This is a genomic window from Pseudomonas sp. HS-18, from assembly GCF_020401845.1.
GTDB lineage: Bacteria > Pseudomonadota > Gammaproteobacteria > Pseudomonadales > Pseudomonadaceae > Pseudomonas > Pseudomonas nitroreducens.
On the sequence record NZ_CP084414.1, the window covers coordinates 53,007 to 74,790 of the forward strand.

Sequence of the window (21,784 nt, forward strand, 5' to 3'; positions counted from 1 at the left end):
GAGCCAGAATGGACTGGGGAGCGACCGTTCGCCGATGGAATTTCCCCACAGAGCTACCTCCAGTTGGTTTGCCCTGGCGCCCGACTACTGTCGGTATCTGCGAATTATCTATTCCCGAACAATGGACGTAGTTTCTTAGCGGCTAAGAGTTTCTCTCCAGGCGGGACTCTATCAATGACCAAGTTACCCCGCTCGATCTCGATCACTTATGTAGGGCGCTGCAAGAGTGACTGACTGTTTCCGCCACAAATCCAGTCGAGAAACTGCTTCTCACGGATTTATATCTCCCTACGCTGGCACCAGCCCGTCCGTCAGGCCGGTTTTGCAGGCCAACGCCATTGCGGCGGCATAACTCACCGAGGTATTCGAGATGCACAACGAGGACAATCGACCACTGGACCTCGATCCCTTCACCGAGCAGGCCTGGGGCAGCTACCAAATCTGGTTTGACGCCGAAGAGCCCAGTCTTTCCGTCGGCGCGCCGTTACCGCGTGTAGGGGCGTTCTTTCTTCGCTTGCTGGGCCCGTATGTCGTCACGCGTATGCACACACCAACACCTGGTCGTGTGCGCTCGCTGATCGTCGATACCGTAGGGGGACCGTTGTCTCCTCTGGCCCGGCGGAACCCACTCCCCGATTGGGATGAGTTTCAGGACCTGGTCCGTGACCTTCCTGGGATGCACGTCATCATTCGCCCGATCTTGTCCGATCCGGCGAGTTGGAATGTTTCCTCCAACGACGGGCGCTACTACCTGAACGCTCAGCCGTCGAACCAGGAGTTGCCTCATGCTCAGCGCAGCCATTGATCTGTACAAAGGAGTGGATCGTGCGGATCCGCCAGTCCACGCTCAGCTGCTGCCAGGCTGGCGCCGGCCGGAGCCCCCTGAGGGTTATCGCCACATGGTTGCGCTGGGTTATCTCGCCGGCGCTGACGGCTCACGGCGCTACGTCTGGGAAATCGACTACCTGGATGTCACGACTGGCGTCTTTGCTTCGGAAGAGGTGGAGTTGAACGTTACGTGGCCATGGGTGGGAGGTTTTTCTCCAAGCGCTGCAGACTGGGACGCCATTGGTATTCCGCATCTGTGTTGATACCTGAAGCGTCGGGCCCAGCGCTAGCCGCGTAGAAGGGATTTGAGGCAAGGTGTTAGCGGCACCCGCGGCCTGAGGGGCGAACCAGCCATTTCATGGAGTGACAATGTCGAAGAAGGTCTATGAGGTGCGAGTGAACAGCACCGAGCAGGTTTACTCAGTGGAGTTCCAGACCCAGGCGCAGTATCTGGAGCGATGGAAGTCGGCCTTGCAACGAGCGTACGGGACAGCTGTTACGTGCCTCTGCCCGGGCAAAGGCGATCGCCAACTCTCGGTCAAGCACCGCGAGGACAGCGACAGCTACCACCTTGCTCGGTACGCCAAGACGGGATGGGAGCACGCCAACGACTGCCGGTTTTACGCTCCAGCTGCAGATAGATCGGGCCTGCAGGGCTACGACGTCGGCGTGGTTGAGGAGGCGGAGGACAACACTCTGAGGATTCGTTTGGCCCATGGCCTGCGGATCAGCGATACGGCACCTGCAGGCGACGGGCAAGATCAATCTCCTCGTGCACCGGGAACAAAAAAGCCTTCGATGAAGCTCCTTGGCCTGCTGCAGCTTCTGTGGGTGGAGGCAGGCCTGGCCAACTGGTACCCCCTGATGGAAGGCAGGCGAACTTCGGGCGCGGTGTCGTATTGGGTGTCGGAAGCAGCGAAGCGGATTCGGGCTAGCCGAATGACTGTTCACGACGTGTTGGTGGTGTCGGCCAGCAAGGGCACTGCCCGCGCTGCCCAGAATGCCGATGTAGTCGCGGCCGCGCGCGCGCACAAGCGACGACTGATCGCTGTAGCGCCTCTTGCCCGGTACGACTCGGCTCGCCACGATCTACGGCAACTGCCGCTGGCGGGTCCCTTCGGGATGCCCACGATGGACATTCGCGCTGAGGTCCGGCGCCGCGTTGAACGTAGCTTCGCCGCAGAGATTGCAGCCTGGAAGGCTGGGCATAGGGTGATCGCGATTGCCCAGTTGAACCTGAAGGAAGGGCGTTATTCGGATGTCCTGGATCTGGCGTTCATGCGTGTGAGCGATCGGATGATTCCCCTCGATTCCGGCTACGAGGCCATGATCGAGGCAAAGCTTCATGCCGAAGGCCGCGCTTTCTTCAAGCCGCCGCGGTTTGAAGCTGAGGACGAATTTTTCCCTGATTTCTGGCTGCTGGACATGGGGCGAAACACGCAGTTTCCCTTGGAAGTGTTCGGCATGGACACTGCTGAGTACCGTACTCGCCGGCAGCGGAAGATTCGCGCGTACAACGGTGAGTATGGTCCAGCTGGGTGGTGGCACTGGAACGCATTCCAGGATCCGCAGGGAAAGTCGATAGCTCCCTTCCCAGAGCGGGTAAACAATTACCGGGATAAGAACGCGGCGGTAACCGAGTATGAAGTGCCGGAATCTGTAGTCGATATCGAGTAATCCGCAGTAATGCCCGCGAAAGCGGGCATTTTCTTGTCCGGCGGCATCGCCCGCGCCCGCGGCCCTGGGTGTATTCTTCCGGCCAGTACAGGTCAACCTATCCAGCCCATCCTCAGAAAGGACACCAACGATGAGCGGAAAACCCTACATCTCCATCTCAGTTGCCCTGGTCGGCGAAACTTCCGTGGGCCACGCTGGCGCCGGCAGCTGGGATGCCGATGAAGCAAAGGCTCTCGGTTCGCTGCTTTCCCAGCTGGGATACGAAGAGTGCGGCAGATTCGCCGGCAGCCCCGGTGAGGCCCACCTGATGGTTGCTGCCCTGGATAAATTGCGGACAAAGCTAGCGGCGCTGAACGGTTTGCCCCTTCCCGAGAGGTCTACCAAAGCATGATTTTCAGGGCTATGTGCAGTGCACACTCGCGCGAGCACCCCGATCGCTCCCAAGACGAGCGGGTGGTTTTCGTCGACGCGGATAACCGTGACCATGCGCGCCAGTCGATTCCGCAGCTTCTGGCGGCGATGTGGAGAGTGCTGCCCGAGGAGGTCGAGGTCTGGAATCTGGAAAGCGAGTTCCAGCTGCAGGGCGACCCGTACGCGGCCTCGCTGACGCCGGAGCAGGCGCTGTTCGTAGTGGGGGGAGGGGGAGGCCAGGGGCCCTCTTTCATTCGAAAGGAGATTGGCCACCCGCTGTTCCTGCTTTCGCGGTCGCTTGATCGGGTCACCGAGGCATACATCGCGCTGCAGGGCAGTCGTGATTAAAGAACCAGATTCGATAGGTTCCCGATGAGAGATACACCTCCCTTCGACGATGAGTTTGTACGCCTGCAGGCCCGACCAGGTGAGGAGTGGGCAGCCGCGCGTATGCGGCTTGAGCGCCAGTATCAGCGGCGCATCACCCCTGCACCAGGCTGCAAGGCTTGCGAGGCCCGGCTGGAGCACCTGAAGCGCCTCGCTGACTCCACGCGCAAGCAAGCACAGGCGCTGCTCGACAAAATCAATGAGGCTTCGGCGCCAGTAGATCGGCTCAGCTACGCGATCGAGGCGCAGGCCTACCTCAGGGTTTGCAGAACCCTGAAGCTGTTGCGAGAAGAGGAGTTGGTTGCGCTCGAATCCAAGGCCCACATCAGCAGGTCCAAGGCCGAAGTCGACATCGAGCATCTGCTCAAACGGCCCACGTCGTAGGGTAGGTCTGGCGGCAACTGCATCACCCTAATCTCCAAGCCCGCGTCAGCGGGCTTCTTCGTTCACAGTGGCCACCGGCAATCGAACGGCGTTTCCTGGAGATGCTGGCAGCTCAGATCGAACAGATCCTTCTGCTCACCGGCGAAGCTCAGCGCTGCGTCAAGCCGCGGTAGCGTGTTCGCGAATCGCGTGACGCTGGTGCCGTCGAAGCTGCTGGCGCCGGCGGCCGAGCACATTGCGATTCGGCGCGCGCTATTCACTCGCCCCACGTGGAAGTAGCAGTTGCGGCGGCGAGCCAGGACACCCCATGCCTCCATCGTCTGCAGCTTCCACTCGGTGGACCCACCCAGGAATATGCCAACTGCTGGGCTCAGAAGATCGCGCACATCATCGGGGGTCATGCCGTCCTGTACCGCGAGCAGCAGCGTTTGGGGAAACCTCCAGGTTAGTTACCCCAGGGGCATCCTGGAAATCCTAAATAATCATGTATTAATCTGATTTGTAAGACAATTTCAGATCAATGATATTTGGGGTTGTCATAAATTCTGAGTCCTAAATGTGCGGGGTGCGCCTGTTTCAGTGCCGTCAGCTCAGGAGATCGTCTAGCTCTTGTATCACGCGCTGCAGTGTCCTCTCTCGGCTTTCCAAGGTGCCTTCCTTGATGAGGTAAGTGATGGCGAACAGCGTGGCTGGGTGAACGGCGAGTACGTTGCATAGATCCTCGATCTTGTCGATCGTTGGAGCGGTGGCTCCTCGCTCCAGCAAGCTCACGAAGGTACGGCTGCTAACCACAGAGAAATCTTCTTGAGTCAGCCCCCGTTTAATTCGTGCCAGTCGCAACGCTTTGCCGAATGCCTCTCTGACTTCCATTTTGTGATTCCACAAAAAGGAAGGATGAAGCGGCATTGAACAATATATGACTACAAAATATATTGTTCATTGACGTCTTCTCATTAAGGTTAGGAGGGTCCTGCTGTGTTCCTGACGAACCGCAAATCGGAATTTTTCGGCGGGCTACTTCGAGGCTCTAATGGGGACCAGCTCTGGTCTCTCGTGGAGCAGGACCTGATCCTGCCCTGGTTCTATCTCCAAATAGTTCGAGCGCATGGCAAGGCGTCGTACCGCAGCATGATGCTCATCCCTACCGTCCAAGAGCTCCAGGATTTCGTGGCGAAGATCGGCAAAAGGCTTTGGATTGAGGAGGCCTTGGTCGTCACCCCTGCTGCTGTGAACTCAGCAGGCCACTGGCTCATGGAGCCTCTGCTTGAAGTTAGTGAAGTTGTGGACAGGCATGGCGAGATGGCCGGATACAGCATTCGCGTCGAAGGAGGGCAGAGCTATCTAACGGCGACGTCTGAGCGCCCCGAGTTTTGCACTCCGACAGCAATGGTGTTCGATGCCGAGGTTCATCTCCAGCGCGCTTCGTAATCTGCCCGCTGACTGACAAGGCCCCTGAAATGCCCTTCAGAACCGGACAGGCACTCTTCTTTTCCTGCCAACGAGCGATCACCTTCGTTGTCGATCAGAAGTTCAACGTACGCGATTGCGTCCTGGAGGACCTGGTAGCTGAATGCTTGCGGCACCTCGGGAGCCTTCCGCCGAGCAGGCGTCAAGACGCAGCGAACGTAGTGCCGCCGGAGGTTCTAGCTTTCATTGAGCGTTCGACCAAGCTCTGCCTCTTCGGAGCCTATTCCGCAGTAGAAGGCTGGTCAGCACGTATTCCAGGGTGGCGGTGCGAATACCTTGATGCATCTGTACCGAGCAGCACTATGGAGTTCATGGAGTCGATCGCGCATACAGAGGGACTTGGCCTTTGGCGATTCATGTGTTGGTTCAGCCTTGATTTGTTTACTATCGCCAGGCTTACCAAGGTCGATCCCGAGGCACTTAGCTGTCAGCCATTGCCACGCCAGCTCGAAGCATTTGTGCGTGATGCGTTGGGAGCATTAGGAAGCTGCGGGGTAGTATGTAGCTGGCGTGGAAGGCGATTTGATTCGAAATGACCGAGGCCCCTCTGATGCAACCGCATCAAAAAAACCGCTCTGAGAACTGCCAATGTCCAAGAAAAAGCGGAAAGCAAATTCACAACTCATTGCCGAGTACCAAGCTGAAGCTAGACACCTGGCCGGAAGCATGACTGAGTTTGAAGAGCGTCTTATCAGAGTCGGACTGTCGAAGGGGCGGGAGCTAGAGCCCACCGGCAGGTTAGCCGGTGCAGTGGGCGTCGAAGGAAAGGTTCCGGACAAAAGCTAGGTACATGTCGGGTGCGTTCATCTGCCGAATCGACGATTCCAGACGGCCCTTTTCGAGCCTTGTGCTTAGTTAGATAGCTGCGTTTTGCCGGTTGAGACCTCTGATCCCTTCGGGATAAGAGGTTTCAGACCGCCACCCATTTTTGCTCCATTTTTTCTCGGAGATAGGCTGCCAACTCTTTATTTCTTCCATGCCCATCAAGCAGATCGAGGTACTGGATGAATGGGCTGGCGAAGTAGGCGGGATACGCGGAATGGGTCTCTCTAAACTGTAGACCGGCGCCTCCACGCTCGACGATCGTGACGTTGCTGCCTTTTGACGCGGGTTTCATCTTTAAGGCCATCCCCAGAATTCCCGCATACCCTAGTGGAACGATGATTTCAGCGGAATTAACACTAGTGAGCAATGGGGCATAGATATTGGCTGCCGCTGCTCCAGTAAAAGCCCAAGGAAAGTCCACTCCAGACTCCGTCACTAGGTAGGCAAGCTGATCGATCAACAGATGAGGGTTTTCGACGAAGACGTAACCGCGGCATCTGTTTACGCTTCTCTTTTGCCAATCTGCAGCCCAGTCGTCGAGGAGCTGTCCTGGCTGAATGAGTCTGCGCCGCTTGGTTCTGCTGGCGCCTTGGGCTTCGCACCACATTCGGCGCTCTAGCTCCTGTAGAACAACAGAGCAGGTGTAGGTGGAGGTCTGTGATAGCTCTGCGAGGTCCGCACCTGCCATCCACTGAAAGGCGTTCCTGAGCAGTCCATGTACTGCCCCTTCTCGGGCTTCTGTGAATAAGTCAGTAGCCTGTGCTCGGGGTGGAAATTTCGCTGGGCGCTCGATGTTGACGAACATTTTTTTCATGCGCAGAAAAAGACTGCCGCTGCGCTCAAAGAAGGCGTAGCCGTTATCTTTGAGTATCGACTTCGCACCAGGGCTGAGGTGCTCCGCTGCGATCAACTTGATGAGAGCTCCTGGCTTTGCTTTTTCCCGGCGTAGTACCAGTGCATCGAGGTGCCACATCACTCCAGGGATATCCCGGGGATAGGCGGTTCGAATGACCTCTATCGCCACGAACACAGGTTCTCCGTCCCAGTCGAACTTGAGCAAGCCATCTGGTCGCCCTGAGAGGGTGATCGTCGATCTGGTGGCTACTCGGACATCTCTGTCGATAGCCTCTGTCAGGGCCTGCCTGACCAGGCCAAGCATCTCTCGCTCGAAGGGGGATTGCTGGTGCTTGTCCGAGGAATGTGCCATCGCAGATGCGGTCACCCAGGTTGATTGGCTGGCCAGAAGGCCAGGACAAATTAGCTAAAATCGTGTGATTAGCTGTACAGCTAATCAGTGAAGAATAGCTAATCAAAGCGAGATAGAAATCTGCAGACTCACAGCGCATCAGACGCCTACTCTTGCTATCCCATCTCCCCCTTAGGCATAGTGAACTCGCAGTAGCCCTGTTTGCGTCAAAGTGCTGACGCTAAGAGAATGGCGAAGACTAGAGTCACTAGCAGCGTTACTGATCAAGGACGAATAAAGGGAGACCGCAAGGATGCCGTTCGCTATCAACCGCGCACTCGCAGCGCCCGCCCCTCGCCCCCTTGTCCTTATTTTTCAGTTTCCTTGGCCCGCCTACGCCAACGATTTCGGCTGCATTTAAATTGCTGGCCGTATTGGCCGAAAAGAGCTGAAATCAACCGAATCATGACAGCCAAGCCAGGGCGTAACACTAAATGCAAGGAAGGCTTATGACGGCTTTTGAATTAATAGCAGCCCTTCAGGCACGTGACATTTCGTTTATTAGCTTTCGAAATGCACTGAAGGCAAATGAACTGCCAGTGTCTACTGGCTGGGCCGCCACGGTAAAAAAGCTAGAGCCGTATGTTAAAGATCCGGCCAAGAAAGATGAGTTTCTGGATACAATCCAGACCATCCACGACGAGCTCACGCTCTACACCGATAAAGCAGTTGTAATCTACGATCTTGGCAAGTCCCTGACTGCGGACTTGCTTATCGCTCTATCCACAGACTTTATTGACTCCGAGTCGCCATATCTCGAGTCCTTCCCAGTACCACTCTCTCGCGATGAGCTTCTGGAAGCGCCACTTGAAGTGACCTGCGTTGATCAATGGGACTTTGTGGGAGGCTCTAACTTCATTTTCTGCTCTCGCCAAAATCTTACCGAACGTGCCGAGCTCCCTGCAGAGCTGATGGACGAGGAGGCGCGGGAGAATTACGGAAGTTTCGATGAGCTAATCGGCATCCGTCGGACTCCTGTCCAGCTCTTTGACTCTGTCTCTATCTCTAAAGTCCATAATACGCTTGAAATCAGGGTAGATGGCATCAAGAAATTCAATAGCGATGATGTACAAAAAAGGCTTCATCGCATAAGGCTGGTAATTCAAAATAAATACAAGGATGTATTTTCGAGCAAGTTGCAGTGGCCGGCCCCCGTCAATTTCTATGACGCACTCGACAGGCTCTATGCTGACAAAGATGGAATAGTGGGTGAACTCGGTCACCTGACTGACGCCTCAGGAATGTACCACGAAAGGATGCGCCACAAGACCATGGACGTTCGATCCGACCCTTACCACAACGGTGGCGCCGATGCGGTTAAAGGGTTGAATATTCACCAGATTTCCAAGCACTGGCTGTCCCCCTCAGGATATGGGCATCCCGAAGTGAGCATTCCGTCGAATTTTATTATTGCCAGCGAGTCAGAGCCCGCCGTCAATATCATTCATGTGCTAAACTGCGCGTCCGAAGACGATTATAACTTCGTGCTAAACAAGGTTCTGTAATTGTGGAAAAGGCGTACTTGCTCGAGTTAATTGCTGACGATTGCGGCGGGCAGCCAATTGCCGACGCATCCGCAATTATCGTCGAATTCCTGTACGCCACCCCCTCTGTGAAGCACCTAACCTTTTCTAGAATCTGTAAGATTCTTGAGGCGCAAGATCCAGGTTTTGTACTGCGTGTAATTCAGTATCTTTCTGGTGCGCGATTGCAAGCTCTAGAAGTTAAATATGAGCTCATCATTGGGGATGAAACGATTCTGCTAGAGGATGAATACCTAGAGCAGATGCAGGCAGAAGGTGTTCTGTACAACCCAGAGACTGGCGAGCCTGTCCCTGATTTCAAAAGTAAAGTCTATCCATTTTTCGCTCCGGGGAAGGCCATTCTAGGAGATGTTGCGTAATGGCTGCTGAGCTTAAAGACTTTACTCTTGAAGATCTTGAGAAGCTATCCGGATACATTCCGGAACTCGCCAACTTTCCTCGGCGCTTGCTTGCAAATACATATCAAGATTTTGTTGATGTCTTATATGAGGATTTGGAGTCAATTATCGCTGAAATGCAACTCAATCCGGAGTTGATGAAGGACGATGGTGAGGATCGTATCTCGTTGGAGTTGAAGCGTACACTCAATGTATTAGGCTATAAAGCCACTCACGATGAGAAGATTGGCGGGCACTCTGATATTGCGGTGAGACACCGCAGGAATTTTTTATGGATCGGCGAAGCAAAGATTCATAGCGGCTACGACTACTTGTTCCAAGGTTTTCAACAACTTTGTACTAGGTACTCGACTGGGGACGAGGGGCAAGATTGCGGCGGCCTGTTAATTTATATCAAGACTAACAACGCTGCAGATGTCATCAAGAACTGGCGAGCAGATCTGCAAGGTCGGGGCCTTCAAGATTACTCTGACCATGATAACGCGACTCGCAGCACATTCGTCTTCAATTCGACACACAAGCATGATCGTTCAGGAACACCCTTCAAAGTTCGGCATATTGGAGTGATTCTTGGGTTTGAACCGAAGGACAAAGATGTTCGGCAGAGGAAAAAGAAGGCGGCTGACGCGACAGCAAAGCCTGTGAAAGAGCGTAAGCCACGCGCCCCTAGGAAGGCGTCCGCAGCCTGAGATTGTATTCTTCTGCTTGTAGCCAGCCCTGCTTCTCTGCTTTAGAATTGGGGGACTTTATTGTTCTTGAGTTGGAGTGGTATATGTCCAGGCTTGCTGAGTTCCGTGCAGCTGAAAAGGCTTTGGCCGATCAGTTGGCTTATCTTGAGTCTCTGAAGAATGATGCTGGCCTGAAGAAAGAGATTGAGTTCGAAGAGAAACTCAAGAATCTCCTCAGTAGCTATGGCAAGTCGCTCAAGGACATCATCGCGATTCTCGATCCTGACTCCCAGCGCGGCCTGCGTACCCGCCCCGCCAAACCTGGCCGTCGCGCTCGTACGATCAAGGTCTACAAGAATCCACACACCAACGAGGTCGTTGAGACCAAGGGGGGGAATCACAAGGTTCTTAAGGCCTGGAAAGCAGAGTTTGGCAATGACGCTGTCGAGTCTTGGCTGCAGCCCTAAGTGGCGTCGAAGACCACTGCACTGAAAGCGCCGTTGGCCCTCTTGCCCTCGGCGCTTTTTCATTTGAGGCGTCTGCTTATGCCTGCCGACAAGCCCAGCAGCGCTGTCTGATTGGACTTAATTCTGCTTGAATTAATCTGGCATCTTCGTGATCTGACTAATTCAATCGGCCCCCTATTGCTGCACTTTATTTGAATCCGCGTGCCATGAGCAGGTGGGGCTAATGCAAGAGACCAAGATTCTATTTGGCGAGCGTGACGGGAGTATGGAGCGCGCCCTTGAGGTCAAGAATGGGGTGGTCATGTAATCAGATCGTGAGGTCCCAGCTTCCGACCCAAGGCGGAGGCCCATGTCGGTATCTAGACTGTTGTGAAACCAGCAGCTTTGTTTGATCCGAATCAAGTGTCGCAGAGCTGCCAGCGGTAATGTCTAACTTACTTTTGCTACGGGCTGAGCAGATGACCTGGTTCCGGAACCATCAACGCACGCTGCTACGCATAGCCTTGGTGCTGTGGGTGCTGGCGTTCGGGGTTGCGGCAAGCCATGGCTGTCTGTCGTACCCGGCGCATGACCCCGCACTCGTCCATGCAGACGTCTCGGCCAGCCTGGACGGTCCAGCGCACCAGCTTCATGCCAGTGGCTGCCTGCAATTCTGCGACGACAGCGCATCTGCGCTCAATCTGGCACCGGGGTATCTTCTCTTCGACCAGGCTCTCTGGGTGCTCCTGCTCACGCTTCCCGTCCTTTTCCTGCCCTCCGTCATCCCTCCGCGCTTTGGCGCACTCGCCATGCACCTGCCTGCGCCGCCCCGGCCGCCGGCACGCCTGAGCTTCGTCCGCTTCAACGATTGACCTACCTTCCGTGCACCCGGACCACCGGGCGCACAGTCTTGCTGCGCCTGCACGACTAGGCGCGGCTGCGCTTCATTTCACCCGTGGAAACACCTGGAGATCGCCATGAACATCACCCTCAAATCGCTTGTCGCCGCCGTACTGATTGGCAGCCCTCTGCTTGCCGTGGCTGTCGACGAACATCACCCCGATCAGGCGCCGACGAAAGCCGAGAACACATCGGCGCCGACTCAGGGCCAGGAAAAGGCCATGGCCGAACAGATGCAGAAGATGCAGGTCATTCACGACAGGCTCGCTGCCGCTAAAACCCCAGAGGAGCGCCAGGCGGCCATGCATGACGGCATGCAAGCAATGAAAGAAGGCCTGGGCATGATGCAGAACGGCTGCGCCGGCAAAGGCATGGGCCAGCACATGAAGATGATGGATTCGAAGATGATGGGAATGATGATGCAAATGATGGATCAGCAGGCCGGCATGATGGGCTCGCAGTCGGACATGAAGGGCATGCCCATGCAGCACTCCATGGACCAGCCAGCCCAGAAACCAGCCCAGTAATCACATGGCGCGGCTCCAGCCTTGGTCTGCAGGACGGAAGCATCCTCAGGCCAAGACGGAGCACCCCCACTTTCGCCCTGGAGAATACTCATGAACACTTCGCCTTCATCCCATCAGCCTCCGCCGTCCTTTTGGCGCAGTAAGCCCGGTATTGCCCTGGGTATGTTGCTGGTCATTGCCTTGTTCTACCTGGCTCGTGAGCACTACGGTCATATCCCGCTGCTGTTGCCATACGCGATCTTGCTGCTGTGTCCCCTGATGCACCTGTTTGGCCATCACCACGGCGGCCACGGCCATCATAGCGGAACAGACAATGCCCCCAAGGACGACGAAAGAGGCTGACTCATGCACGGTCATGAACATGCACACTCATTACCCGGAAACAAAACCTCCTCCGGCGAAGTGAAAGATCCTGTCTGCGGGATGACGGTCAAAATAGACAGTCCGCATCAGCTGCAGTACGCCGGGAAGGCCTACCGGTTCTGCAGCGAAAAGTGCCTGTCGAAGTTCAAGGCGGCACCGGATCTCTATGGCCCTGCTGCGCATGGGGAGACGACTAAGCTTCCGACAACTGCAGGTGACACGTGGTACACCTGCCCAATGCACCCCGAGATACGTCAGCTCGGCCCAGGCACCTGCCCAAAGTGCGGCATGACTCTGGAGCCGGTGCTGCCGGAACTGGAGCAGGAGGATAACCCCGAGCTCCGGGATTTCTCCCGGCGCTTCTGGTGGACTTTGCCACTGACTATCGTTGTCACGCTCCTGGCCATGGGCGGGCATGCCTTGAACCTATTCCATGGTGCCACGCAGAACTGGGTCGAGCTGGTGATCGCTAGCCCGGTAGTGCTTTGGGCGGGGTGGCCGTTCTACGTGCGCGGAGTGCGCTCGGTGCTCCAGCGCAGCCCCAACATGTGGACGCTGATTGGTCTGGGGACTGCCGCCGCCTATCTCTATAGCCTCGTGGCCACTCTGGCGCCGGCGGTCTTTCCGGCGAACTTCATGATGGAGGGCCGCATCGGCGTCTACTTCGAGGCGGCAGCTGTCATCATCTCGCTCACCCTGCTGGGTCAAATGCTCGAGCTCAAGGCGCGCTCGCAGACCTCGGCAGCCATCAAGTCGCTACTTGGCTTAGCACCGAAGACAGCCCGACGGATCAATGCCGATGGCAGTGAAGAGGACATCCCGCAGAGCCATGTGCACCCAGGCGATCGATTGCGCGTCCGCCCCGGAGAGAAGGTTCCGGTCGATGGCCTGGTCGTACAGGGAGAAAGCGCTGTCGATGAGTCCATGCTGACTGGCGAACCTCTGCCGGTGCTCAAGCAAGTGGGCGGCACGCTCATCGGTGCTACTTTAAATACCCATGGCAGCCTGGTGATGCAGGCGCAAAAGGTCGGTTCGGAAACCATGCTTGCGCAGATCGTGCAGATGGTTGTGCAGGCGCAACGCTCGAAGGCGCCGATGCAGCGCCTGGCCGACGTCATTGCCGGCTACTTCGTGATGGTCGTCATCGCCATCGCGGCTCTGACTCTGATTGGTTGGGGAGTCTGGGGGCCGCAGCCCAGTTGGGTGTTTGGTCTGATCAACGCCGTGGCGGTGCTGATCATCGCCTGCCCCTGCGCCCTCGGCCTGGCGACCCCGATGTCCGTAATGGTCGCTACGGGCAAGGCTGCTGGCAGCGGGGTGCTGTTCCGCGATGCGGCGGCCATCGAGAACCTGCGCAAGATCGATACGCTGATCGTCGACAAAACTGGCACCCTCACCGAAGGGCGCCCGGCCTTCCAGAGTGTCGAAGCTGCGTCCGGCTTCCGTGCTGAAGAGGTTCTGCGGCTGGCCGCCAGCCTTGACCAAGGCAGTGAGCATCCACTGGCGCATGCCATTGTCGATCAGGCCAGGGTGCAGGGGCTGGCGTTGAGCGAAACGGATGAGTTCGAGAGCGCCTCGGGGATTGGAGTGCGAGGCCGGGTCGATGGGAGGCGCCTGCTGCTGGGCAACACTGCCTTGCTGGCCGATGCGGGCGTGTCCTGCGAGGCCCTGCAAGCACGTGCCGAACAACTGCGTAGAGAAGGCGCAAGCATCATGTACCTGGCGGTAGACGGTACCTTGGCCGGCTTGCTGGCGGTAGCTGACCCAATCAAGCCGACCTCCAGGCAGGCCGTGCAATACCTTCAGGATGCTGGCGTCAGGGTCATTATGGCCACTGGCGACGGTCCGACCACGGCGCGTGCGGTGGCCCGCCAATTGGGTATCGAAGAAGTGCATGGCGAGGTCAAGCCACAGGATAAGGAGCGCCTGACCGCCAACCTCCAGGCGGCTGGGCATCGTGTCGCTATGGCCGGCGACGGCATCAACGATGCGCCTGCCCTGGCGCGCGCCGATGTTGGTATTGCCATGGGTACCGGTACCGACGTTGCGATGAATAGTGCCCAAGTTACCCTGGTCAAAGGCGACCTGCTCGGCATTCTCCGCGCCCGTAACCTATCCATGGCGACGGTGCGCAACATGCACCAGAACCTGGCCTTCGCCTTCGCCTACAACGCCATGGGCATCCCCCTGGCTGCTGGGTTGTTCTACCCCCTGACGGGGCACCTACTGTCCCCAATTATCGCTGCGTTGGCCATGAGCGTGAGTTCGGCATCGGTCGTCTTCAATGCCGTGCGCCTGCGTAAGGTCTCGATCGAAGGCTAAGTGCTGGAGGCTTGACCTTGCCACTATGGCAAGGTCGAGGATAGCTCCATATCCCGGATATGTTCTGCCGGTGTTCCGGACGATAAGGTTACTTGTTGAGGAGTCACCACGATGAAAAGTATTGATCTGCACGTTGAAGGCATGAGTTGCGCTTCGTGCGTTCGCCACGTGAATGATGCATTGACACCAGTCGCAGGGGTTGCCGAGGTGTCGGTCGACCTCGCCGCAGGTCGGGTGCGCGTCAGTGGGGATGTCGATGCCCAAGCACTGATGGCCGCGCTGCAGGATGCCGGTTATCCCGCCAAGCTCGAAGCATCGGCCCAGGCCCCGGAAGGTGGCAAGGCGCGCGGCTGCGGTGGCAGTTCCTGCTGCTGCCACTAAGGGAGGACGCATCATGCACAAGGCACTTCGCTTGACCGCAATGGCCGGGCTGTTCATGGCCTCCATCGCCCAGGCGGCCACAACTATCGACGTCTACCGCGACCCCAACTGCGGTTGCTGCAAGAGCTGGATCAAGTACCTGGAGGCCAATGGCTTCAGCGTGAACGACCATGTCGAGCCGAATATGAGTGCGGTCAAGCAGCGCGTAGGCGTTGCTCCGCGTCTGTCCTCCTGCCACACCGCAGTGATCGGTGGAAAATTCGTCGAAGGGCATGTTCCGGTGGCGCAGATCCACGAGCTGGAGAAGCGTCCGGAACTGCTTGGGATCGCGGCTCCAGGCATGCCCGTCGGCTCGCCTGGCATGGAAATGGGGCAGACCAAGCAGGCTTACCAGATCATTGGGCTTACCCGCGACGGCACCGACGAGGTTGTCGCCAACTATCCGGCAGCCCAATAGCCGAATGGGCTTTCCCGCCGGGGGCTTTCAAGTAGCGTGTTTTGAACTCAACAAGACGCGCCGCTAGCCCGGACATCGCACCATCAAGGGCGATGTGGAAATTCCAGGTGGAATGCTGTCATTCCGTCTGATGAGGTGCACCAGATGCGGCCATGGTGCGCCTCGACAATTGAACGTGAAATCGCGAGGCCAAGGCCTGCATTATGCGATTCCCCCTCTCGACGCGCGGGGTCGGCACGATAGAAGCGATCGAAGAGCTTCTTCAGGTGCTCGGAAGGAATTGTCTCTCCAGGATTGACGACCGAGAGAGTCACGGTATTGGCGTTACTCTCAATAAAAACTTCGATTGTTGCACCCGCTGGGGTGTAACGAACCGCATTCGATAGCAAGTTGGAAATGGCTCGATGCAGCATCAGGCTATCGCCCTGGATACAAGACGAACCATTGAGGCGAAGCTCAATGCCGCGCTCCTCTGCCAGCAGGCTGTAGTACTCGAAGAGCCTCCGCACAATCTCCTCAAGATTGATCTTGGCCGAGCCAGGAGTGATAAGTCCATTGTCAGACTTTGCCAAGAAGAGCATGTCATCAATCATTCTTGACATATGATGCAAACTATCAAGATTGGAGTAGAGATTTTCCTCGTAGTCATCAATGCTGCGCTTTTTTCCGAGGATCACCTCGGTGTGCGTGAGTAGTGTTGTAATGGGGGTGCGGAGCTCATGGGCAATATCCGCTGAAAAATTGGAGAGGCGCATAAACGAATCGTCTAGCCTGGCCAGCATCTCATTAAAGGAGCTTACTAATTCTTGAAGTTCAGAGGGTACGGGGTCCAGTGGGATACGCTCTTTCAAGGACTTTGCTGACATCGATGCCGCCACTGCGGTAACTTGTCGTATCGGTCGCAAGCCACTTCTGACAACCACGACGCCCAAGGCGCCGCTTGCAATGGCGCTGATCGCCAAGCCTATCCAAAACCAACGTTCTAGCGTCACGAAAAAGTGAGAGTGGCTGGTGACATCCAATATCAGGACGGCGGTTGCCGAGCTAGGCCCCGACTGTGGGCCAACCCGAGCAGTCATACCCCTATACAGCCGACCATGATTCCCCCACTCCCACATGCTGGCACTTTCCTGCGAAAATTGAGCCGGCAAATTAGTAATGGTTGAATTCGAGAAAAGTACATTGCCATCCGTCGTGGTAATGATCGATTCGAGCTCATGGTGAGCGCCAAGTAAAGCATTAAGCTCCAAACGAATGTGACTGCTCTCTAGATTGGCATTCGCAGACATGAGGATTTGTTGAATAGAGTCGAGCTTTTCGGTGATCGTCTGCTGATCCTGCATCCAGAAGTGCCGACGACTGAACTCACTGAAGCTCACTCCAGCAACGGTCAGGACGGACACCACAGCAAGCATGAACATCAGGCTCATGCGAGCAGTTAGGGATAGTCGCTTCATTTCTGCTCGGGCTCTTCGAGCATGTACCCCATTCCCCTAATCGTATGGATCAGCTTGGGCTCGAAGTCATCGTCGATCTTGGCCCTCAACCGCCGTACCGCCACCTCGATAACATTCGTATCGCTATCAAAGTTCATGTCCCATACCTGGGAGGCAATCAGCGATTTCGGCAAAACCTCCCCGCGCCTCCGCATCAACAGCTCGAGCAGCGAGAATTCCTTTGCTGTCAGGTCGATGCGAACCCCGCCACGAACCGCCCTACGCTTGAGCAGATCCACTTCGAGATTCGCAATTTTCAGGGTCACCAGAGTTGGAGTGGCTGTCGCGCGCCGTAACAGCGTGCGTACGCGCGCCAGGAGCTCGGCAAATGCGAAAGGTTTGACCAGATAATCATCTGCACCCAACTCAAGCCCTTTGACGCGATCATCCACGCCGTCACGTGCGGTTAGGAACAACACCGGAACGTCTTTGCCGGCGGCTCGCACCATGCGTAGCACTTCCCACCCGGTCAGCCCAGGCATCATCACATCCAATATGAGCAGGTCATACGATTCGCTGAGTGCATGTTGGAGCGCTTCGGTACCCGAATTAACCAAGTCGACATTGAAGCTGGCCTCGCTCAATCCCTGCTGCAGGTACAGGCCGATCTTGGGTTCGTCTTCCGCGATAAGAAGTCTCATTTTTCTGACCCATAGCTGAACAGTGCTTTGAGTGTGCCGCTACTAGCTGTCACCAACCAGATCCTTACAGAAATGTAATCTTGGCATAAGCCGAAGGTAAGGCGCGTAGCGCTATGGTTGAGATGACTTCTAAAGCGGGTACGTCGCCTGGACGACCTGAGCACACGAGGTGTGATGATTTGCGCGATCCCCTTAAGGCCTTACCAATGCTCCTTTGGCCAATCGGCGCCGCCTTGGCGCCGATTTTTTAGCAATCAGTACGCCGCTCAAGAACTGGTGCCAAGAGCATGATTTTTTAACTGTGCGGGCCTGGGATTAATACTTCTATTAAGAGGTGTTCTATGAATGCTAAATTTTCGAACTTCCTAGTTGCTGGGGTTTTGTTTGCCCTCTCTGCAGTTTCGATGGCTAGTGAAAAGGCGGTGAATTTCGATTTTGGAAGTCGTAGCGTGCCGGAGAAAGCAGATCGGACAATTGAGATTAAGATTGGGGATCTCTACTTCGAGCCTTCTCGTATAGATGTAAAAAATGGCGAGACTATTCGGTTTATATTGAAAAACGAAGGGCTGGTTCTTCATGAGTTCAATCTGGGCAAGGCAGCGGCGCACGTGCAGCACCAGAAAGAAATGGTGGAGATGTTCAAGAGTGGCTATCTCACGGCAATGAAAGTTAACGACGCCGAGCACGATATGGCAGGTATGGAAGGTGACATGCACGGCATGAGCATGCCCAGCATGAATCACAGTGACGCCAACAGTGTTTTGATTGAGCCAGGCCAAACCAAGGAGTTGGTTTGGACATTTAGTAAAACAGCAGGGCTGCAATTTGCGTGTAACGTTCCAGGACATTACCAGAAAGGGATGGTAGGGCAGATTGCCATAAACTAGTGGATGGCAAGGCTTGCCGTTTTGGCTGCGCTACAGGCTTGTGGGTAGGGAGAGAAGCTTCCGCCCGCCGCTCACAGCAATGATGGCAGTGTGCGTCTACGCCCTGCGGGCCCCGGCAGGTAGCGAAAAGGCTGATCCTTACAGAAATGTAATCATCGCGACTGCCTAAATATGGCAAATTTTTTCAAGGACATCTGAGCCTCTAATCGCGAGGCTCGATACAAAGTCTACTTCAATAATGGCTCGAAAATGGCCCCATAAATTGGTTCCTAAGAGCTCTCTTCAAGCAGGGTCGTAGCGGAATGCAGAACAAAACGTCAAGACGGACTTTCGTTAAGGGCCTTGCTGCGACAGGCATTCTCGGTGGTCTCGGTTTGTGGCGCACCCCCGTCTGGGCTCTTACCAGTCCAACTCAACCGACCGTGCTTGCGGGTACCGAGTTCGACCTATTCATTGGTGAAACTTCAGTCAACCTGACCGGTGCTGTTCGTACAGCGATGACCATCAATGGCTCGCTTCCGGGGCCAACTTTGCGTTGGCGTGAAGGTGACACGATTACGCTCCGCGTTCGTAACCGCTTGAAGGAAGATACCTCCATTCATTGGCATGGAATTATTCTCCCAGCCAACATGGATGGTGTGCCGGGTTTAAGTTTTCAGGGAATCGCTCCCGATGGCATGTACGAATATAAATTCAAGGTCAATCAGCATGGTACCTACTGGTACCACAGCCACTCTGGCTTCCAGGAGCAGCTTGGCGTTTTCGGGCCGTTAATTATCGACCCCAAAGAGCCAGAGAAAATTTCTTGTGACCGCGATTATGTCGTCATGCTGAGCGATTGGTCGGATGAGAATCCCAGTCGTGTCCTTGCCAAGCTGAAGAAAGACTCTGGTTATTATAACTTCCATAAACGCACGGTCGGGGATTTCATTGATGATGTAAGCGAGAAGGGTTGGTCGAAAACTGTCGCCGACCGAAAAATGTGGGCTGAAATGAAGATGAGCCCAACCGATCTCGCCGACGTCAGTGGTTATACCTACACCTATCTCGTCAATGGTCACGCACCTGATACCAATTGGACTGGCATTTTCAAGCCCGGGGAAAAGGTCCGACTGCGCTTCATCAACGCCTCTGCAATGACCTACTTCGATGTTCGGATTCCCGGACTGAAGATGACAGTAGTGGCTGCAGATGGGCAGCCAGTCCAGCCGGTAAGTGTTGATGAGTTCCGCATTGCCGTTGCTGAAACCTATGACGTCATTGTCGAGCCGACAGACCAGGCCGCTTACACCATCTTTGCTCAATCGATGGACCGTACCGGCTACGCCCGAGGCACGCTTGCGGTAAAGGAAGGAATCAGTGCACCAGTTCCGGCGCTAGATCCCCGCCCACAAATCACCATGGACGATATGGGGATGGGAGGCATGGACCATGGGAGCATGGCGGGCATGGATATGTCCGGGATGGATCATGGCGACATGGCCGGCATGGATATGTCCGGGATGGATCATGGCGACATGGCGGGCATGGATATGTCCAGCATGGACCATGGCAGCATGGCTGGCATGGACCACAGCCAGATGCAGGGAATGGGGGCACAAATGCAATCCCACCCTGCGTCCGAAGCCAATAACCCCTTGGTCGACATGCAGACTATGAGCCCTACAGCAAAGCTCAACGACCCAGGTATTGGCTTGCGCAACAATGGCCGGCGCGTGCTGACCTATGCCGATCTAAAGAGCACATTCGATGACCCTGACGGACGAATCCCATCCCGAACCATCGAGCTTCACCTGACCGGCCACATGGAGAAGTTCTCCTGGTCGTTCGATGGCATTGAGTTCGCTGATGCCAAGCCGCTACTCCTCAAGTATGGCGAGCGTGTTCGTATCACCCTGGTTAACGACACCATGATGACGCATCCCATCCATTTACATGGCATGTGGAGTGATTTGGAGGATGAACAGGGCAACTTCATGGTGAGAAAGCACACTATCGACATGCCGCCGGGGTCGAAGCGCAGCTATCGCGTAACGGCCGACGCGCTCGGTCGCTGGGCCTATCACTGCCACCTGATGTATCACATGGAACTGGGCATGTTCCGTGAAGTGCGCGTGCAGGAATAGGAGAACAGCATGGACCTCGAACTGACCCGCAAACCCGTTTTGGCCGGCATTGCGATTCTTGGGATGAGTTTGCTCCCTTTGGCAGGTGCCCAAGCTGAAGAGCCGATGCAAGGCATGGACGGCTCCCAGATGCAGGGCATGGACCACTCCCAGATGCAAGGGATGGATCATTCCCAGATGCAGGATACGGATGACTCCGATATGCAAGGGATGCAGCCCGCGGCCCCAACGGAAAGCCGTACGCCAATTCCTGTGCTAACCGATGCTGATCGCGCCGCTGTGTACAAAGGCAGCATGGACCACCATATGGGACAAGCACTTAACGCCCTGTTCGTCATAGATAAATTGGAGTGGCAGGACGCCGATCAAGGTAGTGCTCTCAGTTGGGAAGCCAACGGTTGGGTCGGCGGCAATATCGATCGCCTATGGCTGCGCTCCGAAGGAGAGCGAGTAAATGGGATTACCGAGAATGCCGAACTGCAGGCCCTGTGGGGACACTCCATCGGCCCTTGGTGGGATGTGGTCGGCGGCGTGCGGCAGGACTTCAAACCTGGTTCGCCACAAACCTGGGCAGCTGTTGGTATCCAGGGGTTGGCCCTGTATGACTTCGAAACCCAGGCAACGGCGTTCCTGGGGGAAGGTGGCCAAAGCGCTCTGAGGCTCGAAGGGGATTACGACATCCTCTTGACCAATCGCTTGATCCTTCAGCCGACAGCCGAAGTGAACCTCTACGGCCGGAATGACCCGCAACGCGGTAACGGTTCCGGTATTTCTGACTCAGAAATCGGACTGCGGCTTCGTTATGAGGTCGTCCGGGAGTTCGCGCCATACATAGGCGTCACCTGGAACCACCTCTACGGAAAAACAGCAGACTATGCCCGCGAAGAGGGGGATGACTCCAGTGAAGCGCGCTTGGTCCTCGGCGTACGTATGTGGTTCTAAAGGCTATTCAACCTTTCTTCGTCTCTTCCGAAATAAACAAACATAGCGGTTGTAAGCCGCGAGGAGTCTTGCATGCAAAATCTGAAAACGTTCGCCGCCATGGCTGCGCTCGGTGCGGGAATGCTGCTGAGTGCGGTAGCCCAGGCACATCCCAAGTTGCTTTCCTCCTCGCCTGCTGAGGGAAGCGTCGTCGAGGCTCCAGCCAAGATCGAATTGCACTTCTCAGAAACGCTGCTGACTCAACTCTCTGGCGCCAAGCTCGTCATGACTGAAATGCCAGGCATGTCTCACTCCTCCCCCATGGGCGTGAAAGCAGCTGTCTCGGGCAGCACCGATCCGAAAGTGATGCTCATCACGCCGGCAGCTCCTCTCACCACCGGTACTTATAAGGTCCAATGGCGGGCCGTTTCTTCTGATACGCACCCGATTACTGGCGCTGTAACCTTCAAGGTGAAGTAAGT

At 56.0% G+C, this 21,784-nt stretch carries 26 protein-coding genes; 21 read left to right on the forward strand and 5 right to left on the reverse strand.

The window, feature by feature from the left end; translation table 11 throughout:
• Positions 1-370 precede the first annotated feature (370 nt).
• The 6 genes from LDJ84_RS30395 (at position 371) to LDJ84_RS30420 (ending at position 3,687) form a co-directional block, all read left to right on the forward strand.
• Positions 371-805 (forward strand): hypothetical protein, encoded by a 435-nt coding sequence (locus LDJ84_RS30395; protein WP_226046636.1) that lies wholly within the window; start codon positions 371-373, stop codon positions 803-805.
• Positions 786-1,091 carry a hypothetical protein gene (locus LDJ84_RS30400; RefSeq protein ID WP_226046637.1) on the forward strand — a complete coding sequence of 102 codons (306 nt, stop codon included), beginning with the start codon at positions 786-788 and terminating at the stop codon, positions 1,089-1,091. The genes LDJ84_RS30395 and LDJ84_RS30400 overlap by 20 nt, the downstream gene beginning before the upstream one ends.
• A gap of 106 nt (positions 1,092-1,197) precedes the next feature.
• Positions 1,198-2,505 carry a DUF1173 family protein gene (locus LDJ84_RS30405; protein WP_226046638.1) on the forward strand — a complete coding sequence of 436 codons (1,308 nt, stop codon included), beginning with the start codon at positions 1,198-1,200 and terminating at the stop codon, positions 2,503-2,505.
• 130 nt (positions 2,506-2,635) lie between these two features.
• Positions 2,636-2,896 (forward strand): hypothetical protein, encoded by a 261-nt coding sequence (locus LDJ84_RS30410; RefSeq protein WP_226046639.1) that lies wholly within the window; start codon positions 2,636-2,638, stop codon positions 2,894-2,896.
• Between the two features lie 62 nt (positions 2,897-2,958).
• Positions 2,959-3,264: a hypothetical protein gene (locus tag LDJ84_RS30415; RefSeq protein ID WP_226046640.1), complete on the forward strand. Its 306-nt coding sequence runs from the start codon at positions 2,959-2,961 to the stop codon at positions 3,262-3,264.
• A gap of 24 nt (positions 3,265-3,288) precedes the next feature.
• Positions 3,289-3,687: a hypothetical protein gene (locus tag LDJ84_RS30420; RefSeq protein ID WP_226046641.1), complete on the forward strand. Its 399-nt coding sequence runs from the start codon at positions 3,289-3,291 to the stop codon at positions 3,685-3,687.
• A gap of 62 nt (positions 3,688-3,749) precedes the next feature.
• Here LDJ84_RS30420 and LDJ84_RS30425 read toward each other — a convergent pair whose 3' ends face one another.
• A complete protein-coding gene (locus tag LDJ84_RS30425) occupies positions 3,750-4,088 on the reverse strand; it encodes a hypothetical protein (protein ID WP_413247474.1) in 339 nt (112 codons plus the stop codon).
• A gap of 184 nt (positions 4,089-4,272) precedes the next feature.
• Positions 4,273-4,557 (reverse strand): helix-turn-helix domain-containing protein, encoded by a 285-nt coding sequence (locus tag LDJ84_RS30430; protein ID WP_170859065.1) that lies wholly within the window; start codon positions 4,555-4,557, stop codon positions 4,273-4,275.
• A 105-nt stretch (positions 4,558-4,662) separates the two neighbouring features.
• Between LDJ84_RS30430 and LDJ84_RS30435 the strand changes: the two genes are divergently transcribed.
• Positions 4,663-5,115 (forward strand): hypothetical protein, encoded by a 453-nt coding sequence (locus tag LDJ84_RS30435; protein WP_170859064.1) that lies wholly within the window; start codon positions 4,663-4,665, stop codon positions 5,113-5,115.
• 949 nt (positions 5,116-6,064) lie between these two features.
• Here the strand turns inward: LDJ84_RS30435 and LDJ84_RS30440 are convergent.
• Positions 6,065-7,138, reverse strand: a complete 1,074-nt coding sequence (locus LDJ84_RS30440; protein WP_170859063.1) for a type IV toxin-antitoxin system AbiEi family antitoxin — start codon at positions 7,136-7,138, stop codon at positions 6,065-6,067.
• Between the two features lie 536 nt (positions 7,139-7,674).
• Here LDJ84_RS30440 and LDJ84_RS30445 point away from each other — a divergent pair.
• The 10 genes from LDJ84_RS30445 (at position 7,675) to LDJ84_RS30490 (ending at position 15,231) form a co-directional block, all read left to right on the forward strand.
• Positions 7,675-8,730, forward strand: a complete 1,056-nt coding sequence (locus tag LDJ84_RS30445) for a hypothetical protein (RefSeq protein ID WP_170859062.1) — start codon at positions 7,675-7,677, stop codon at positions 8,728-8,730.
• A gap of 17 nt (positions 8,731-8,747) precedes the next feature.
• Entirely contained in the window at positions 8,748-9,128 is a 381-nt protein-coding gene (locus LDJ84_RS30450) for a hypothetical protein (protein ID WP_170859061.1), read from the forward strand.
• Complete coding sequence (locus tag LDJ84_RS30455; RefSeq protein ID WP_170859060.1) at positions 9,128-9,856, forward strand: hypothetical protein; 729 nt, start codon at positions 9,128-9,130, stop codon at positions 9,854-9,856. The genes LDJ84_RS30450 and LDJ84_RS30455 overlap by 1 nt, the downstream gene beginning before the upstream one ends.
• Positions 9,857-9,939: 83 nt before the next feature.
• A complete protein-coding gene (locus LDJ84_RS30460) occupies positions 9,940-10,302 on the forward strand; it encodes a histone-like nucleoid-structuring protein, MvaT/MvaU family (protein ID WP_170859059.1) in 363 nt (120 codons plus the stop codon).
• A gap of 458 nt (positions 10,303-10,760) precedes the next feature.
• Positions 10,761-11,153 carry a hypothetical protein gene (locus LDJ84_RS30465; protein WP_226046642.1) on the forward strand — a complete coding sequence of 131 codons (393 nt, stop codon included), beginning with the start codon at positions 10,761-10,763 and terminating at the stop codon, positions 11,151-11,153.
• Between the two features lie 105 nt (positions 11,154-11,258).
• Positions 11,259-11,708, forward strand: coding sequence for a hypothetical protein (locus tag LDJ84_RS30470; RefSeq protein WP_226046643.1), 450 nt, complete (start codon positions 11,259-11,261; stop codon positions 11,706-11,708).
• 90 nt (positions 11,709-11,798) lie between these two features.
• Positions 11,799-12,050 carry a DUF2933 domain-containing protein gene (locus LDJ84_RS30475; RefSeq protein ID WP_226046644.1) on the forward strand — a complete coding sequence of 84 codons (252 nt, stop codon included), beginning with the start codon at positions 11,799-11,801 and terminating at the stop codon, positions 12,048-12,050.
• An 81-nt stretch (positions 12,051-12,131) separates the two neighbouring features.
• Positions 12,132-14,393: a heavy metal translocating P-type ATPase gene (locus tag LDJ84_RS30480; RefSeq protein WP_263987038.1), complete on the forward strand. Its 2,262-nt coding sequence runs from the start codon at positions 12,132-12,134 to the stop codon at positions 14,391-14,393.
• Between the two features lie 111 nt (positions 14,394-14,504).
• Complete coding sequence (locus tag LDJ84_RS30485) at positions 14,505-14,774, forward strand: heavy-metal-associated domain-containing protein (RefSeq protein ID WP_170859056.1); 270 nt, start codon at positions 14,505-14,507, stop codon at positions 14,772-14,774.
• 13 nt (positions 14,775-14,787) lie between these two features.
• The gene (locus LDJ84_RS30490) at positions 14,788-15,231 is read left to right on the forward strand and encodes a DUF411 domain-containing protein (RefSeq protein WP_170859055.1); all 444 of its coding nucleotides are present in this window, start codon (positions 14,788-14,790) and stop codon (positions 15,229-15,231) included.
• 83 nt (positions 15,232-15,314) lie between these two features.
• On the opposite strand, the gene LDJ84_RS30495 is transcribed toward LDJ84_RS30490, so the two are convergent.
• Both LDJ84_RS30495 and LDJ84_RS30500 read right to left on the reverse strand, forming a co-directional pair.
• Positions 15,315-16,688, reverse strand: a complete 1,374-nt coding sequence (locus tag LDJ84_RS30495; protein ID WP_170859054.1) for a heavy metal sensor histidine kinase — start codon at positions 16,686-16,688, stop codon at positions 15,315-15,317.
• Complete coding sequence (locus LDJ84_RS30500; protein WP_170859053.1) at positions 16,685-17,368, reverse strand: heavy metal response regulator transcription factor; 684 nt, start codon at positions 17,366-17,368, stop codon at positions 16,685-16,687. The genes LDJ84_RS30495 and LDJ84_RS30500 overlap by 4 nt, the downstream gene beginning before the upstream one ends.
• Before the next feature lie 341 nt (positions 17,369-17,709).
• On the opposite strand from LDJ84_RS30500, the gene LDJ84_RS30505 reads away from it, so the two are divergent.
• The 4 genes from LDJ84_RS30505 (at position 17,710) to copC (ending at position 21,782) form a co-directional block, all read left to right on the forward strand.
• Positions 17,710-18,255: a plastocyanin/azurin family copper-binding protein gene (locus LDJ84_RS30505; RefSeq protein ID WP_170859052.1), complete on the forward strand. Its 546-nt coding sequence runs from the start codon at positions 17,710-17,712 to the stop codon at positions 18,253-18,255.
• 302 nt (positions 18,256-18,557) lie between these two features.
• Positions 18,558-20,381, forward strand: a complete 1,824-nt coding sequence (locus tag LDJ84_RS30510) for a copper resistance system multicopper oxidase (RefSeq protein ID WP_170859051.1) — start codon at positions 18,558-18,560, stop codon at positions 20,379-20,381.
• 63 nt (positions 20,382-20,444) lie between these two features.
• Positions 20,445-21,323 carry a copper resistance protein B gene (locus tag LDJ84_RS30515; protein ID WP_226046668.1) on the forward strand — a complete coding sequence of 293 codons (879 nt, stop codon included), beginning with the start codon at positions 20,445-20,447 and terminating at the stop codon, positions 21,321-21,323.
• A 72-nt stretch (positions 21,324-21,395) separates the two neighbouring features.
• Positions 21,396-21,782 carry a copper homeostasis periplasmic binding protein CopC gene (copC, locus tag LDJ84_RS30520; RefSeq protein ID WP_269215447.1) on the forward strand — a complete coding sequence of 129 codons (387 nt, stop codon included), beginning with the start codon at positions 21,396-21,398 and terminating at the stop codon, positions 21,780-21,782.
• Positions 21,783-21,784: the final 2 nt, after the last annotated feature.